This is a genomic window from Streptomyces sp. NPDC096310, assembly GCF_044763125.1.
In the GTDB taxonomy this organism is placed as follows: Bacteria; Actinomycetota; Actinomycetes; order Streptomycetales; family Streptomycetaceae; genus Streptomyces.
In genome coordinates, this window is the sequence record NZ_JBIWFO010000049.1 from 1 (window position 1) to 14,936 (window position 14,936).

The 14,936-nt window shown below is 69.9% G+C and carries 11 protein-coding genes and 3 pseudogenes; 7 read left to right on the plus strand and 7 right to left on the minus strand.

Going from position 1 to position 14,936, the window contains the following annotated elements:
• The first annotated feature begins 241 nt into the window (after positions 1 to 241).
• On the plus strand, positions 242 to 1,546 hold the full coding sequence (locus ACIQ7D_RS37010) for a replication-associated recombination protein A (protein WP_403945592.1): 1,305 nt from the start codon (positions 242 to 244) through the stop codon (positions 1,544 to 1,546).
• 196 nt (positions 1,547 to 1,742) lie between these two features.
• Here the strand turns inward: ACIQ7D_RS37010 and ACIQ7D_RS37015 are convergent.
• A pseudogene (locus ACIQ7D_RS37015) lies at positions 1,743 to 2,553 on the minus strand (NAD(P)H-binding protein).
• 8 nt (positions 2,554 to 2,561) lie between these two features.
• Positions 2,562 to 2,897 (minus strand): annotated as a pseudogene (locus ACIQ7D_RS37020) (helix-turn-helix domain-containing protein); the annotation flags it as partial.
• A gap of 50 nt (positions 2,898 to 2,947) precedes the next feature.
• Between ACIQ7D_RS37020 and ACIQ7D_RS37025 the strand changes: the two are divergent.
• Positions 2,948 to 3,832, plus strand: a complete 885-nt coding sequence (locus ACIQ7D_RS37025; protein ID WP_403945615.1) for a zinc-binding dehydrogenase — start codon at positions 2,948 to 2,950, stop codon at positions 3,830 to 3,832.
• Here the strand turns inward: ACIQ7D_RS37025 and ACIQ7D_RS37030 are convergent.
• Genes ACIQ7D_RS37030 through ACIQ7D_RS37040 form a run of 3 tightly spaced genes read right to left on the minus strand, consistent with a single transcriptional unit; the run spans position 3,825 to position 6,990 of the window.
• Positions 3,825 to 4,691: a hypothetical protein gene (locus tag ACIQ7D_RS37030; RefSeq protein ID WP_403945595.1), complete on the minus strand. Its 867-nt coding sequence runs from the start codon at positions 4,689 to 4,691 to the stop codon at positions 3,825 to 3,827. The two genes, ACIQ7D_RS37025 and ACIQ7D_RS37030, sit on opposite strands and share 8 nt — an antisense overlap.
• A complete protein-coding gene (locus ACIQ7D_RS37035; protein ID WP_403945598.1) occupies positions 4,688 to 6,529 on the minus strand; it encodes a GMC family oxidoreductase in 1,842 nt (613 codons plus the stop codon). Before ACIQ7D_RS37035 ends, ACIQ7D_RS37030 begins: the two co-directional genes overlap by 4 nt.
• Positions 6,526 to 6,990, minus strand: a complete 465-nt coding sequence (locus ACIQ7D_RS37040) for a hypothetical protein (protein ID WP_403945601.1) — start codon at positions 6,988 to 6,990, stop codon at positions 6,526 to 6,528. Before ACIQ7D_RS37040 ends, ACIQ7D_RS37035 begins: the two co-directional genes overlap by 4 nt.
• Before the next feature lie 307 nt (positions 6,991 to 7,297).
• Here ACIQ7D_RS37040 and ACIQ7D_RS37045 point away from each other — a divergent pair, with 307 nt between their 5' ends.
• On the plus strand, positions 7,298 to 8,593 hold the full coding sequence (locus ACIQ7D_RS37045; RefSeq protein ID WP_403945603.1) for a hypothetical protein: 1,296 nt from the start codon (positions 7,298 to 7,300) through the stop codon (positions 8,591 to 8,593).
• 310 nt (positions 8,594 to 8,903) lie between these two features.
• Here the strand turns inward: ACIQ7D_RS37045 and ACIQ7D_RS37050 are convergent, their stop codons facing one another.
• A complete protein-coding gene (locus ACIQ7D_RS37050; RefSeq protein WP_403945606.1) occupies positions 8,904 to 10,040 on the minus strand; it encodes a PQQ-dependent sugar dehydrogenase in 1,137 nt (378 codons plus the stop codon).
• A 294-nt stretch (positions 10,041 to 10,334) separates the two neighbouring features.
• Here ACIQ7D_RS37050 and ACIQ7D_RS37055 point away from each other — a divergent pair, with 294 nt between their 5' ends.
• On the plus strand, positions 10,335 to 10,664 hold the full coding sequence (locus tag ACIQ7D_RS37055) for an antibiotic biosynthesis monooxygenase family protein (protein WP_403945608.1): 330 nt from the start codon (positions 10,335 to 10,337) through the stop codon (positions 10,662 to 10,664).
• Between the two features lie 291 nt (positions 10,665 to 10,955).
• Here ACIQ7D_RS37055 and ACIQ7D_RS37060 read toward each other — a convergent pair.
• A pseudogene (locus ACIQ7D_RS37060) lies at positions 10,956 to 11,978 on the minus strand (NADP-dependent isocitrate dehydrogenase); the annotation flags it as partial.
• Between the two features lie 349 nt (positions 11,979 to 12,327).
• Here ACIQ7D_RS37060 and ACIQ7D_RS37065 point away from each other — a divergent pair.
• The 3 genes from ACIQ7D_RS37065 to ACIQ7D_RS37075 all read left to right on the plus strand — a co-directional run bounded on the left by ACIQ7D_RS37065 (position 12,328) and on the right by ACIQ7D_RS37075 (position 14,839).
• Positions 12,328 to 13,263: a zinc-binding dehydrogenase gene (locus tag ACIQ7D_RS37065; RefSeq protein WP_403945609.1), complete on the plus strand. Its 936-nt coding sequence runs from the start codon at positions 12,328 to 12,330 to the stop codon at positions 13,261 to 13,263.
• 176 nt (positions 13,264 to 13,439) lie between these two features.
• Complete coding sequence (locus ACIQ7D_RS37070) at positions 13,440 to 14,105, plus strand: helix-turn-helix domain-containing protein (protein ID WP_403945610.1); 666 nt, start codon at positions 13,440 to 13,442, stop codon at positions 14,103 to 14,105.
• Positions 14,102 to 14,839 carry an SRPBCC domain-containing protein gene (locus ACIQ7D_RS37075; RefSeq protein ID WP_403945612.1) on the plus strand — a complete coding sequence of 246 codons (738 nt, stop codon included), beginning with the start codon at positions 14,102 to 14,104 and terminating at the stop codon, positions 14,837 to 14,839. The genes ACIQ7D_RS37070 and ACIQ7D_RS37075 overlap by 4 nt, the downstream gene beginning before the upstream one ends.
• Positions 14,840 to 14,936: the final 97 nt, after the last annotated feature.

A 14,936-nucleotide genomic window follows, 5' to 3' on the forward strand; every position in this document is an offset into this window, starting at 1 on the left:
CGCTACCTCGACAAACGGCACTGGATCTCGCTGGGGCCGGGACCCGGCATCACCGGGCGACTGGTCACCGAGGCGGTCGAGGACTCCTACGACCTAGTCGCCGAGCGGCTGCCGCGACGCGACCGCCCCGGTGCCCGATGAGCACCACGAGCTTCCCCAAGAGTGGCTGAGCCGACGCCTGTCAGTGTCCCGTGCAAAGCTCGCCACGTCCGCACACATCCGCCTGCGACCCGAGAGACCGATGGAACCGACCCTGCCGCTCTTCGGCGAGGAGCCCGCCCGCCCCCTCGCCGACCGCCTGCGCCCCACCCAGCTGGAAGATGTCGTCGGGCAGGACCACCTCCTTGCCCCGGACGCCCCGCTGGGCCGCATGGTCGCCCAGCAGCGCCTCAGCTCCGCCATCCTGTGGGGCCCGCCCGGCGTCGGGAAAACGACCATCGCCCGGCTCCTCGCGGACGCCGGCAACCTGGCCTTCGAACCGGTGTCGGCCACCTTCTCCGGTGTGGCCGATCTGCGCAAGGTCTTCGCCGCCGCACGAAGCCGACGCGGCATCGGCCAGGGCACCCTGCTGTTCGTCGACGAGATCCACCGCTTCAACCGCGCCCAGCAGGACAGCTTCCTCCCCTACGTCGAGGACGGCACAGTCACCCTGATCGGCGCCACCACGGAGAACCCGAGCTTCGAACTCAACGGCGCCCTCCTCTCCCGCACCCAGGTCCTCGTCCTCAAACGCCTCGACGAAGCAGCGCTGTCCACACTCCTCGACCGCGCCGAGCAGCTCACCGGCCACCATCTGCCCCTGGACAACGACGCCCGCCGCGCCCTGATCGCCATGGCGGACGGCGACGGCCGCTACCTCCTCAACATGGCCGAACAGCTCCAGGCCCTCCCCGGCACCGAGACCGCCCTGGACACCGCCGCGCTCGCCCATCACATCCAGCAGCGGGCCCCGCTGTACGACAAGGCGCAGGAGGGCCACTACAACCTCATCTCCGCGCTCCACAAGTCGATGCGCGGCTCCGACCCGGACGCGGCCCTGTACTGGCTCGCCCGCATGCTCGACGGCGGCGAGGATCCCCTGTTCGTAGCCCGTCGCCTGGTCCGCTTCGCGAACGAGGACATCGGCATCGCCGACCCGCACGCCATCCAGCAGGCCCTCGCCGCCTGGGACGTCTACGAACGACTCGGCTCCCCCGAGGGCGAGTTGGCGATCGCCCAGGCCGTCGTCTACCTCGCCACGGCCCCTAAATCCATCGCCGTCCACCGCGGCTTCAACGCCGCACACCGATCCGCCCGGCACACCGGCTCGCTCATGCCGCCCGCCCACATCCTCAACGCCCCGACCCGGCTGATGAAGGACCTCGGCTACGGCAAGGACTACCAGTACGACCCGGACACGGCAGACGGCTTCTCCGGTGACGACTACTTCCCCGACGACATGGACCGCGAGACGTACTACCAGCCCACCCGCAACGGCTACGAAGCCCAGATCACCGAACGCCTGCGCCACTGGGCCGCTCTGCGTGCCCGTCGGCAACGCGGCTGACCCGGCCGGCGCTCGCGAAGAATTACCCCGGCCGGAGGAGTGAAGTCAGCGCGCGTCGGGCCCCCGCTCGCCGTACACTTCGCGCGCGGCCCTGACGATCTTCTCCGAATTGCGGACCGCGTCGGCGCGCGGCGGTTCGGGGGCCCGGTCAACATGCCTCTGCCAAGTGATTGTTTACGATCCCTTCAAGGCTGCCTCATTCCCTCTCCCGTTCGAGGAGAGCACGGAATGTGCGCGCGGGTCGACCGGTGAGACGCTGGACGGTGTCGGTGACGCGGTCCTCCGCCCCCTCGGCGATGGCACGGTCCATGCCGGCCAGCATCGAGGCGAACTCCAGCGGCACCTGCGCCGTGAGGCGGTCGCGCATCCGCTCGCAGGACAGACGGTTGTGGTTCACGGGGCGGCCGGTGACCTGGGTGAGGGTGGTGGCGATGTCGTCGTAGCCGAGCGCCTCCGGCCCGGTGAGGACGAGGTCGGTGTTGGGGGCATGTTCGTCGGTCAGTGCGTGGACGGCGACGGCCGCGATGTCCTCGACGTCGACGAAGCCGACCCGGCCACTCCCGGTCGCGGTCCAGATGGCTCCCTCTTCACGGATGCTCACGGCGTGCGTGTGTGCGCCGGTGAAGTTCTGCATGCACCACGAGGGCCGCAACACCGCCCACTGTTCGAACAGATCGGGCAGGGCCCGGTGCACCATTCCCACCGCCGGGCCGCCCTCGGGGATGGCCGAGGAACTGAGGAGCACCGCACGGTGCACGCCGGCGGTGCGGGCCTGCCGGAGAAACGGCACCATGACCGCCGCTGGGTCGGCGTCGCCCACGGGCGGAATCAGGTAGACGCGGTCGGCTCCGTCGAGGGCGGCGGCATGGGTGGCGGGTTCGTACCAGTCGAAGGCGACCGGCTCCGCGCCGGGGACCGTGGCGGCCCGGCGACTTGCGGCCTTGACCCGGTACCCGGCGGCTGTCAGCCGTGCGGCTGCCGGTGGTACCGGTGGCGCCGATGACCAGAGTGGTGCCTGGACGACGCCGGCCGGTACGACCTCCCCGCGAGGTCCGCGCCGCGTCGGTCGGGGCTTGTCCGCGACGAGGCCCAGTACGTACGTCATGCTCTCGTCGTCGAGTTGGAGTACGCGTGCGATGGATTCGAGAACCTGCACGGAGGGGTTGCGGTCGCGTCCCCGTTCGAGGCGCAAGTAGTAGTCGATGCTGATGCCCGCCAGCGTGGCGACCTCTTCGCGCCGCAGACCGGGCACCCGCCGCCCACCCAGATCAGCCAGGCCGGCCTGCTCGGGCGGGACGAGCGCGCAGCGGGCGCGAAGGTACTCCCCCAGGTGATTCGGCTTGTTCGTCATGTCACCACGGCAATCGGCGAGGACACGGGTGAAGGGGGCCCTGCCAGGACCTGGCTCGTGGGGGCACTGGCTCGGCCCCCCGCGTCCACGCGAACAGCGACCAGCCCACCATCGGCATCGGCGACCCGATGTTCGGCTTCACGATCGCGGTGATCGAACAGAGCGACAACCCCGGCTTCGCGGTCGGTGACCACGTCGCCGGCATGTCCGGCTGGCAGGACTACGCGGTGTCCGACGGCTCGGACCTCAGGAAGATCGATCCGGAAGTGGCGCCGCTGTCCGCGCATCTCGGTGTGCTCGGGATGACGGGTCTCACCGCGTGGGTGGGGCTGACCAGGATCATCAACCCGAAGCCGGGCGGCACCCTTGTGGTCACGGCCGCGGCGGGCGCCGTCGGTACGGCCGCTGCTCAGATCGGCAAGCTTCGGGGGTACCGGGTCGTGGGAGTCGCCGGCGGCCCCGAGAAGTCACGCCATCTGCTGGAGGACCTTGGTCTGGACGCCGCCGTCGACCACAAGGCGGCCGACTTCGCCGAGCGACTCACCGACGCCGTGCCGGACGGGATCGACACGGTCTACGAGAACGTGGGCGCCTCCCTGTTCGGGGCGCTGCTGCCGCACCTCAATCCCAAGGCACAGCTTGCGATAGGCGGTGTGATGTCACAGATCACCCGGACGCAGGCGTTCGAAGGACCGGGCCGTCTGCCGGACCTGTTGAGGGCTGTGGTCTACAAGGACCTCACGATTCGCGGCTTCTCCGTACCCGACCACTTCGACAGATATCCGGAATTCCTCGCCGACCTGGCCCCGGCGGCGGCCCAGGGCAGACTGCACTACTCCGAACACATCATCGAAGGACTTGAGAACATCCCCGCCTCGTTCCCGGAGATGTTCCAGGGCCGCGTCATGGGCAAGATGATCGCGAAGATCAACTGACCTGGATCCTTCGTGACGGTACGTAGTAAGGGCGATTGTGGGCGGCCACGGGGGCCGACTGATACGTCCATGCCCCGGCAGCGGGAGTATCGCCGATGTGGGCCGTCAGGTCGGCGCCGACGGGGGACGTCCGGTCATGGACGGTGAGCTCCGCCCGCTCCGCCGCGCCGGTCAGTGAAATGTACTGGTAGGGCTGGTAGACGTTCATGGGGCCGGCCAGTGGCCGACCGGTGGGGTCGGTGCCGTAGCCGGTGATGGGCGTGTTGTTGACGGGGATGCGGGGCAGCCCGTCCAGATCGGCCCTGAAGGAGAAGAGCGCCCCGTCCTGGCGGTCGACAGCCGGGGCGGGGGGAGTGTGTGTGGCCTGCTTGCACGCGACGGTCCAGAGGTCACCGGCGGGGCCGTTGAGCGAGGGAAGGGTCGTCTCGAACCAGGCGGGGTACTTCGGTTCTCCGTAGAGTTTCGTGCCGGCCTCGATGGCCAGGGGGTTGTCGCACAGTACGTGGAGCCGCGCGATGCCGAGGAGTTTGGTCTGGTCGTGGCCGTGGGCGTACTGCTCGTACGTCAGGCGGGCGAGCCGGTCGGCGCCCGCGGTGGGATGCGCGACGATGCTGTACTCGATCTCCTGGGTGATGCCGCCGCCGTTCGGATACTGGGCGAAGTAGAGCTGGTAGTTGAGGGTGACGCACGCCAGGCCGTCGAAGTCGGCGGCGCTCAGGTCCGGATGGTGTTCGGCCAGTGTCCTGCGCACCGGGGCGGGATCGACAAGGTAGTCGAGGCCGATGTTGTGCAGGGCCCCGTAGTGGAAGGGCAGTTGGTACGGGGCGGCGACGGGCGGCAGGGAGAGATCGTCGGTCATGGGGCGTCTGTCTCCTCTGGAGTGGCGTGGCCGGGAGTGACTCCGGTGGCCGGCGGTCGGATCGTCACGCGCTCCCCGCACAGATCGCGATGGATCCGCTCGGCACTGCGCAGGGTGATCGCGGCCATGGTGAGAGTCGGGTTGGACGTGCCGAGGGAGGGCATGCTGCCGCAGCCCACCACATAGAGATTGGGGTGGTCCCAGGCGCGCTGCCAGGAATCGACGACGGAGTCAGCGGGGCGCTCGCCCATGATGTGCGTACCGGCGCCGTGGCCCGCGCCGCGGTACGCGTAGGGCCGGCCGCCGTACTCGAACCATCCGGGCTGGGACGGCCCCGACTCGTACCGGCTGTGATCTTCCGCCCCGAGGAGGGCGAAGATTTCGTCGGACACCGCCTTGGCCCCTGCGATGCCCTTCTTGACGTGGTCGGACAGGTCGTAGGTCAGGACGGGGCGCGGGTTGCCCAGCGGGTCACGGTGGTGAGGGTCGAGCGTCACGCGGTTGGCGGGATCGGCGCTCTGCTCCATCTCGAACTGAAGGGCGAACTGCCGCCCGACCCGGTCGCCGACGGCCTGCCGCAGCTCCGCGCCGAACAGCCCCCTCCCCTGGTGCAGAAGGGCGGCGACTTCGTGGCCGGGCGGGCCCACGGCCCAGGTCCAGCCCCAGTTACCGATCTCCACCCGGAAAGGGGCACGAACGGTGCGGGCAGGACCGAAACGGAATCCCTCCAGACCCGACGTCGAGCCCGGCCCGCGGTAGGGACCCGTCCGCTCCGGCATGAGGCCCCAGGTGAGCAGGACGGGGTGGTCCATCAGATTCCGGCCCACCTGATCGCTGGAGTTGGCCAGACCGGAGGTGAGCAGGAGCCGGGCGTTCTCGATCGCGTGTGCGGCCAGGACGACCGTCGTCCCCCGCGCCACCTGCCGGGTGACCGAAGAGGGCCGGGCGGGGTCGTCGTAACGCTGGTACTCGACTCCGGTGATCCGGCCGGCCGGGTCCGCCAGCAGGCGGACGGCCACCGCGCGGGTGAGGAGGGTGACACCCGGGCCCCAGCGTTTCTGTGTGCGCAGCGGGGTGTACTTCGCCCCCGTGGGGCAGACCGGGATACAACTGGCGCTGCCTTCGCAGCGGGCGCCGTGCTCGCCGGTGGCCGCGGTGTTACGTGCCTGCGGTGTCCCGACGACCCTCAGTTCGACGCGGCCCGGATACGAGGGATCGGTGACTTTCCGTCCGTCGAGCCGCTCGGCCATGAGCCGGTCCAGGTAACTCCCCGGTAAGGGGCGGTGTGCGAAGGTGTGGCCCTCCGCGAGCGGGAGGCCGACAAGGTCCCGTTGTTCCACCGGATCGCCGGCGACGCCCAACTCGTGCTCCGCGGCCCGGTAGTACGGTTCCAGTTCCTCGTAACCGATCGGCCAGTCACGGCCGTACCCGAAGTCCGAGGTGCGGAAGTCCTCCGGGTGCATCCGCGGCGCCAGCCCCGTCCACGCCGTGCCCGTACCGCCGTTGACCCGGAGATAGCCGCTCGCGTACGGCAGCCGGCCGTTCTGGACGAAGTATCCGTCGGCCCGGTACCCGCCACCGGTGCGGCCACCGAGATCCGGTACGTCGGGTGACGGCACCAGGGGATTTCGCGTGATCGCCGCGCCGGGGACCTTCGCCGACGCGGACCGGAACCGCTCCGCGTCCTCCTCCCGTTCCTCGTCCACCCCCCGCTCCCCGCCCAGGCCCGCCTCCAGAACCAGGACACGCCGGCCGCGATCCCCCAACTGCCGCGCCACCAGCGATCCCGCGACACCCGCGCCGACCACGACCACATCGAAGTCCCCGTCGCCGGTCAACGGCCCCCGCCTCCCGCCGCACCGGCCGGAACCTCGGCCCATGTGCCGTAGCCGGGCCGCGCCGCACCGGGCGCATGACCGCCGAAGGTGCGCCAGACCAGCCCATGGGCGTAGGCCCGCCCGGACACCAGGGAGGGCACCGCCCCGCCGTCGTCGCTCATCAGCCCCGGCCACTCCCCCAGGTACCAGAGATGACACACGGCCCGCGCGAGTTCACCCAACCGCACGTCGCCGCGCAGCGCCGTGTGAGCATCGGCCGTAGCACCGGCCAGCGTGTCCACCAGCCTTGAACAGAGGGCCGGTTCCACCCGCCGGGTCAGGAACTCCCGGTAGGTCTCGGCCATGCCGGTCGCCGTGAGTTCGGCCGCGTCGAACCCCGTCAGTACTGCGGAGGCCGCCACGAACCGCTCGGTCTCCTGGCCCGGAACGGCCGTGGCCCCGTACGGATCCGGCGCGTTCATCCGGTGTCCCGGCCCCGGTCGGCGCCCTCACGACCGGTGATCAACACCATCGCCCACACCCCTCTTTCGGTCGCTCCCCACCTGGCACAGCTCATCCGCCGAGATCCCTACCTCCGCACGGGCCACTTCATGCGCCGAAACCTCGCCCCTCGTGCGTCGTCGGTGACTCAACGCGACGCTCGGCCCCGTCACCTTCGGCTCCGACCGTCGCCGGAAAAGGTGCATGATGCTGCCCATGAACGAACAGTCACGAAGCGCCGATAGCGCTCAGATCACCGCATTACATGATGAACTCGCACATGCCGGTGTGCGGACCGTCATCGGGGCGGTCGTCAACTCGGCGGGTCTCACCCTGGCCAAGAGCGTCCCGGTCGCACGCCTGGGCGCCTTCCACCAGAACGGTATGGGGGCCGCCGGAGTCTGGCACGTGTTCTGCGCCGACGGAGCCATCGCCTTCGCCGATTCGATCGGCGCGGTCGGGGACATGCGGCTGCGACTGGACCTCGACGGGCTGCGCGATCTGGGCGGCGGCCTGGCCTGGGGACCGGCGGACTTCTTCGCGCAGTCGGGCGAACGGGACCCGCGATGCTCCCGCGGGCTGCTGCGCGCCGTCGAACTCCAGCTCGCGCGCGCCGGACTTGAGGCGCGCGTCGGACATGAGCTGGAATTCGTCCTGGTCGCGCCGGACGGCTCGGCCCTGGAGGACACCTCCTGGGTGCCGTACGGCGTCAGCGGCCTGCTGGACCACGAGAGCCTTCTCGCCGATCTGCTCACCGCGACGGCTACCGCCGGTATCGGTATGGAGCAGGTGCACTGCGAGTACGGACGTCACCAGTTCGAGTTCTCCCTCTCACCGGTCGCACCGGTCGCGGCCGCCGACGCCGTCGTGCTGGCCAAGACCCTGGTCGGCCGGGTCGCCCGGCGCCACGGGCTGCGGGCGTCGTTCTCCCCCGTCCCCTTTCCCGACCGCCTCGGCAATGGCGCTCACCAGCACTTCTCGCTCACCCGCGACGGCAAGAGCCTGTTCGCCGGCGGTGCCGGGCCGCATGGCATGACGGCCGAGGGCGGCGCGGCCATCGGCGGTGTCGTACGCGGACTGCCCGACATCCAGGGGCTCCTGACCGGCTCGGTTCTCTCCGGTGAGCGCCTGGCACCTGGCCGGTGGTCGGGCGCCCATGCCTGCTGGGGCCTGGAGAACCGGGAAGCCGCCGTACGTTTCCTGCGGGACGGTCCCGGCAATCCGCACGGCGCGAACTTCGAGGTGAAGGTCATCGATCCGTCCGCCAACGTCTACACCGCCTCGGCCGCCGTGCTCGCGCTCGCCCTGGAGGGCATCACGACGCGGGCACCGCTGCCGGCGGAGATCGCCGACGACCCGGGAACGCTGACCGAAGAGCAGCGTGCGGCTTCGCCGGTCACCGTGCTGCCGCACGACATCGCGGCCGTGATCGACATGCTCGACAAGTCCCCGCTGGCCCGCCGGCTGGTCGGTGACGCGATCATCGACACGACGGTGGTGACCCGGCGTCACGAACAGACCCACCACGCGGAGAAGTCACCGGAAGAGCGCGCCGAACTGCTCCGCCTCGCCTGGAGTGTCTAGAATCCTCCGCCGAAGGAGTGACAGCTTCCCGGGTGCGGTGCGGTGCGGTGTCGCATGGCGATGTGAGGGCCGCGCCGTCGCCGGCCCGTCGACACAGCCCGTACGGCGAACCCCCTCCGTACACCCGCGTCCTCGGGGCCCCCGAACGGCGTAACCGTCAAGGCGACGTCTCCGGAGGCCCCGAGAATCTCATCCACTTCAGCGGGTCAACCCGCCTGGGGTGGACGGTACTTCCGCGACCGGCCACGCCCGGGCCGCGCACCGGCGTGGCCGCACTCGCCGGCTCAACGGTTCCTTCGTCCAGCGGTGGTCACGCCGGGTCGATGCGGGAGACTCCGCCACCGATGCCGAGGACGTACAACTCGCCGTCTCCTGCCTGCACGAACGAGATGACCTCGCCGCCGTTGACTCCGAGGTCGCTCTCGCCGGTCACCTTGCCGTTCTCCATCCGCAGGGCGCGGACGGTGCCGTCGCAGTAGTCGCTGTACAGGTACTGCCCTTCGAGATCCGGGATCGCGGCGCCGCGGTAGACGTATCCGCCGGTCACCGAGCAGCCCAGCCCGTTACGGTCGTACTCGTGGATCGGAGGGACGTGGTTCGCGGGCTCCGTGCCGCCCCGGAAGGAGTGGTTGCCCTCCATCTGGGACCAGCCGTAGTTCTCGCCGCCCTTGCTGTCCGCCGGGGCCCAGTCGATCTCCTCCCACGCGCTCTGGCCCACGTCACCGATGAGCAGGTCGCCCGTGCCCGCGTCGAAGGAGAACCGCCACGGGTTGCGCAGCCCGTACGCCCAGATCTCGCCCTTCGCGTTCGGAACGTCCACGAAGGGGTTGTCCGGCGGAATCGCGTACGGCTCGCCACCGCTCGGGTCGATCCGCAGCAGCTTGCCGAGCAGCGTGTCGAGCTTCTGTCCGTTGCCGTGCGGGTCGCCGCCGGAGCCGCCGTCGCCGAACGCGACGTAGAGGTAGCCGTCGGGGCCGAACTGGATGTCGCCGCCGTTGTGGTTGGCGTACGGCTGCGTCTGGGTGAGGACGGTGCGCCGGGTGTCCGGCTGGATCTCGCTGTCCCGTACGGCGAACTCGTCCACATTGCTGGTGCCTTCGAGGTCCGTGAAGGAGATGTAGAAGTGCGCGAACTCCTTGTCGAACGCGACGCCCAGCAGGCCGCGTTCACCGTCGGTGGTGGTCTCGTCGGATATGTCGAGGACGGGCTCACCGAGCCCTTGATCGTCCAGAACCCTTACGGTGCCCGCGCGTTCGGCTATCCAGACCGTGTCACCGGGCCCGGCGGCGCCGGCGACGGGATTCTGGGCTCTGGCCACCTCCTTGAGCACGACCTCCGCCGTCTGGCGTGGGGCCGTCTGCTCGTCGGCGGAAGCCGTGGTCAAAGCGAGGGACGCGATGAGGCAGATGGTGCCGATGATCGCCGAGCTTCTGGTACGAACTTTCACCGTGAGCCTCCTGGAGGCGGCGAATGGGGGTAACCCGGCTGCGTGGGGCAGAGTTGTGTGGGTGTCGCCCGCGCCAGCGCGCAACCTGGGTGGGGGGATTGTGTGCTACTGGCTCCGGACGAGGGTACAGGGACAGGAGCGCTTGGAGTAGACCAATGCTCCCTCTCAGGCGAGATCCCACCAGGAGCAGCGGACCATCCGGCAGGAGCAGCGGCCATCCGGTTTCCGCCGGCGAAGCCCCCGCACGCACGAGCCGCGCCTCGTCCGCGTTCCGCCGTGCGGCAGTATGGGCTCATGAGCGTAGTCAAGATCAATGTACTGACTGTCCCCTCCGAGCAGCGCGAGACGCTGGAGAAGCGCTTCGCCTCCCGAGCCCATGCCGTGGAGAACTCCGACGGATTCGAGTGGTTCGAACTCCTCCGCCCCGTCGAAGGCACCGACAAGTACCTCGTCTACACGCGCTGGCAGGACGAGGAGTCCTTCCATGCCTGGATGGAGGGCCCCATGAAGGCGGCCCACCGCGGCGGTGGCGCGGGCGACGGCGAACGCCCCAAGCCGGCCTCGACCGATTCCACCCTGTGGTCCTTCGAGGTCGTACAGCAGGCGGCGCCGTCAGGCTCGTAGCGCAGGCCACGCCGACGGCCCCGCCGCAGCAGCGGTGCGCGTCACGGCCCGGTGCAGAGTTCGGACGAGCGGTGACGAGCAGTGGCGTGCTGTGAGCCGGGACGCGGGGAGGTCTCCGGTAGAGGGTTCATCGACCGGGGTGAACCGGATACCGGACCCCTCGGGGTCGCCCTGAGGGCTGTCCCGTAGCGCTGGTACTGGCCGGCTGTCCGGCCTGCAAGTGCCGTGAACACGTCGATGCCATGTTTGTCCCGAGGGAGCGTCGGACGGTGCGTGGAAACGCCAACACGCTCAGCGCGGCGCCGCACGCAGGGTTTCGGCGACGGACGCCAGAAATTCCTCGGTGCCCAGGTGGGGTACGTCGTCGCCGACAAGTCGGGCGAGATCCTGGGTCATCCGCCCGGATCCGACCGTACGTATCACCGCGTCTTCGAGCCGTGCGGTGAAGCCGACCAGTTCCGGAACCCCGTCGAGTGTGCCGCGGTGGGCCAGGGCCCGTGACCATGCGTAGATCAGGGCGATCGGGTTGGTCGAGGTCGCTTCACCCCGCTGGTGCCGGCGGTGGTGCCGGGTGATGGTGCCGTGGGCGGCCTCGGTCTGCACAGTCCTTCCGTCCGGGATCATCAGGACCGAGGTCATCAGCCCCGGCGATCCGAAGCCCTGGGCGACTGTGTCGGACTGGACGTCGCCGTCGTAGTTCTTGCAGGCCCAGACGTAGCCTCCCTCCCAGCGCAGCGATGCGGCGACCATGTCGTCGATCAGCCGGTGTTCGTAGGTGAGGTCCACGGCTTCGAACCGTGTCCGGAACTCTGAGTCGAAGATTTCGTCGAACAGGTCTCGGAAGCGTCCGTCGTAGGTGCTCAGAATCGTGTCCTTGGTCGACAGGTACACCGGGTATCCGCGGTCGAGCCCGTAGGTGAAGGAGGCTCGGGCGAAGTCCCGGATCGACTGGTCGAGGTTGTACATCGCCATCGCGACGCCCGGCCCGGGTGAGCGGAAGACCAGGTGCTCGATCGGATCGGTGCCGTCGTCGGGTGTGAAGGTGAGTGTGAGTGTCCCGGATCGGGGGATGGGGATGTCGGTGGCCCGGTACTGGTCGCCGTAGGCGTGGCGGCCGATCACGATCGGCTTGGTCCAGCCGGGGACGAGGCGGGGTATCTCGGGGATGACCACGGGTTCGCGGAATATCACACCGCCGAGGTGGTTGCGGGTCGTCCCGTTGGGCGACCGCCACTTCTTCTTCAGGCCGAGTTCCTGGACCCGCCTCTCGGTGGGGGTGATCGTGGCGCACTTGACTCCGACGCCGTGGCGTCGGCCGACATCACCGCGCTCCGGGAACTGGTCACACACGCACGATGAGAGCACTGCCCTCGCGCCCGCCGTCGTGACGAGGGAGCAGGAAATGCGCCCGGGTGCCGGCCCGTTGACACCTTTTCGTAGTCAGGTGCAGCGGCAGAACCCCGGGAACCGGGTGCGTCGCTCGACTCGACGTGCTGGTCAACATGGCCGGCCTGCAACGCGGCTCGCTCGCGGCTCCTGCCCGTCGACGGCGGCCCGACCAGCGTCCGCTGACCACCACCACCGGCCCCGGCGGGCCCGGCGCCGTCACCGCGACGCACTCCCGTCCGGCCACCACGTACCACCAGAGAAAGAAGAAACACCCATGAGGGCATGGCAGTTCACCGGTGTGAACGAACCGCTGCAGCTCGTCGAGCTGCCCGAACCGACCCCCGCCGCAGGCGAGATCGTACTCGCCGTCAGGGCGGCGGGGATCTGTCACAGCGACGTCAGCTTCATCGACGGCACGATCACCTCGCTGCTCGGACACGTCCCGATCGTGCTCGGCCACGAGACCGCCGGGATCGTCACCGCGGTCGGTGCGGGCTTCACCGGCTTCGCCGTCGGCGACCGGGTCGGTATCCCGGCCACCACCGAGGGGCCGGGCACCGCGGTCGACGGCGGATTCGCGGAGTACGCGGCGGTCGCGGCGCGGCTCGCCGTCCATGTGCCCGACGCCGTCGACTTCGAACAGGCCGCGCCCGCCATGGACGCGGCGCGTACGGCCTACCGCGCCGTCGAGACGTTCGGACACGTCGAGGCCGGCATGAACGTCGGCATCATCGGCTTCGGCGGTCTCGGCTCACTCGGCGCGCAGATCGCGAAGGCCCTCGGAGCCACCGTGTACGTGGCCGAGGTGAACGAGTCCGCCTGGGACCGGGTCAGGGAGCTCGGGGTCGCAGGCGTGTCCGCCGACATCCGTGACTTCGAGGACGCCGGACTGGACGTCGTCATCGACTTCGCCGGGTTCGGTACGACGACGGCCTCCGCCGTGGACGCCGTCAAGCACGGCGGTCGGATCGTACAGATCGGCCTGGCCCGTGAGACGGCCACGATCTCCATGCAGAAGATCACGATGAAGGAGATCACCCTCGTCGGGGCGTCCAACGGGGAGAAGTCCGAGGCGGAGGCCGTCCTCGGCCTCATCGCCACCGGCGCGCTGCGCTCCCGCACCGTACCGATCTCGTTCGACCAGATCCCCGAGTACATCGGCAAGCTCACCACCGGCGAGATGCCCGGGCGCGCCGTCGCCCTGCTGTAGCGGCCGGCCGGGCGCGCCGTCGCCCTGCTGTAGCGAGGGCCGGGTCCGCCCGCCCGCGCGTCGGATCTCGCGCGGAGCGTCGCGGCCACCCCGGACGTCCCCCACGGCGTGCACCCGCCCTCACCGACAATAAAATCCACCTTGACAAAAAGTTTTGTCGGTCGGATCCTGGAACGGTGCTGGATGTCGCCGTGATCGAAGAACCCGCCGCGGCCGAGGCCTCCCTGGACCCCATACGGTCCCGGATCCTCGCCGCCCTCGCCGAGCCCGGCTCGGCCGCCATGCTGGCCGCCCGCCTGGGGCTGCCCCGGCAGAAGGCCAACTACCACCTCAAGGAACTGGAACGGCACGGGCTGGTCGAGCTTTCCGAGGAACGCCGCAAGGGCAGCGTCACCGAGCGGGTGTACCGCGCCACCGCCGCCTCGTACGTGATCTCCCCCAGCGCCCTGGCCGCCGTCAGCCCGGATCCTTCCCGCTCCCCCGACCAGCTCTCCGCCCGCTGGCTGCTGGCGCTGGGGTCCCGGCTGGTGCAGGAGGTCGGCACGCTGCTGACCGGTGCCACCCGGACCCGGCAGCGCCTCGCCACCTTCGGCATCGACGCCGAGGTACGGTTCGCCTCCGCGGCCGACCGTACGGCCTTCGCCGACGAACTGGCCCAGGCGGTGGCGACCCTCGTCGGCCGCTACCACGACGAGTCCGCCCCGGGAGGCCGGAATCACCGCGTGGTGGTCGGGCTCCACCAGATCCCCACCCCGCAGCCCGGCGCCCCCGGGAAGAGCACGGCCAGGGAGAACACAACATCCGACACCGGACCCGGAGCAGGACAGGAAAACGCACCATGACGCATCCGTTCGAGATCGAGCTGGAGACGACCCTGCCGGCCGGCCCGGACCAGGTCTGGGAGGCGATCGCGACAGGACCGGGGATCGACTCCTGGTTCATGGGCCGCAACGAGGTCGAGGCGCGCGAGGGCGGTGTCGCCGCCATGACCACCGGAGGCCACCGGGAGGAGGCGGTGATCACCGCGTACGAGCCCGGCGAGCGCTTCGCCACCCGCACGGCCGCCGCCGGGGACGGCAGGTTCATGGCCTTCGAGTACCTGATCGAGGGGCGGGACGGCGGCAGCACCGTACTCCGCGTCGTCCACAGCGGCCTTCTCGGCGACGACTGGCAGGACGAGTACGACGCGCTGCGCCGTGGCTGGCCCTTCCACCTCCACACCCTCCGCGAGTACCTGACGCACTTCTCCGGCCGCACCGGCGTTCCCGTCTTCGCCATGGCGCCGGCGAACGGGCGGTCGCAGCAGGAGATCAGGGCGGCGCTCGCCCGTGGGCTGTCGCTGCCGGACCCACCCGTCGTGGGCGCTCGGGTGCACGCCGAGCCGGCCGGTCTGCCGCCCCTGGACGGCGAAGTGGTCCGGTCCGACGACGAGCGCGTGGGGATCCGTACCACCGACGGGCTCTACACCTTCCACCACGGCTCCGGCGTGGCGTTGATGTTCCACCACCTGTTCGGACCGGACACACGGCAGGCCGAGGCCGCCTGGCAGCGGTGGCTGTCCGGACTTCTCGGCTAGAGCCAATACCGGTGCTTTAGGACTTCATCCGTGGGGTTGGGGCCGTTTTGGTGGGTTGGACGAGGGTGACGGCGGGGATGGCTGGGCGAGGTGGGTT

Bases quoted from the DNA above. Each gene is read 5' to 3' on its own strand.
- ACIQ7D_RS37065 (WP_403945609.1), top strand. From the start codon at position 12,328: ATGAGGGCATGGCAGTTCACCGGTGTGAACGAACCGCTGCAGCTCGTC.
- ACIQ7D_RS37010 (WP_403945592.1), top strand. From the start codon at position 242: ATGGAACCGACCCTGCCGCTCTTCGGCGAGGAGCCCGCCCGCCCCCTC.
- ACIQ7D_RS37075 (WP_403945612.1), top strand. From the start codon at position 14,102: ATGACGCATCCGTTCGAGATCGAGCTGGAGACGACCCTGCCGGCCGGC.
- ACIQ7D_RS37055 (WP_403945608.1), top strand. From the start codon at position 10,335: ATGAGCGTAGTCAAGATCAATGTACTGACTGTCCCCTCCGAGCAGCGC.
- ACIQ7D_RS37030 (WP_403945595.1), bottom strand. From the start codon at position 4,691: ATGACCGACGATCTCTCCCTGCCGCCCGTCGCCGCCCCGTACCAACTG.
- ACIQ7D_RS37040 (WP_403945601.1), bottom strand. From the start codon at position 6,990: ATGAACGCGCCGGATCCGTACGGGGCCACGGCCGTTCCGGGCCAGGAG.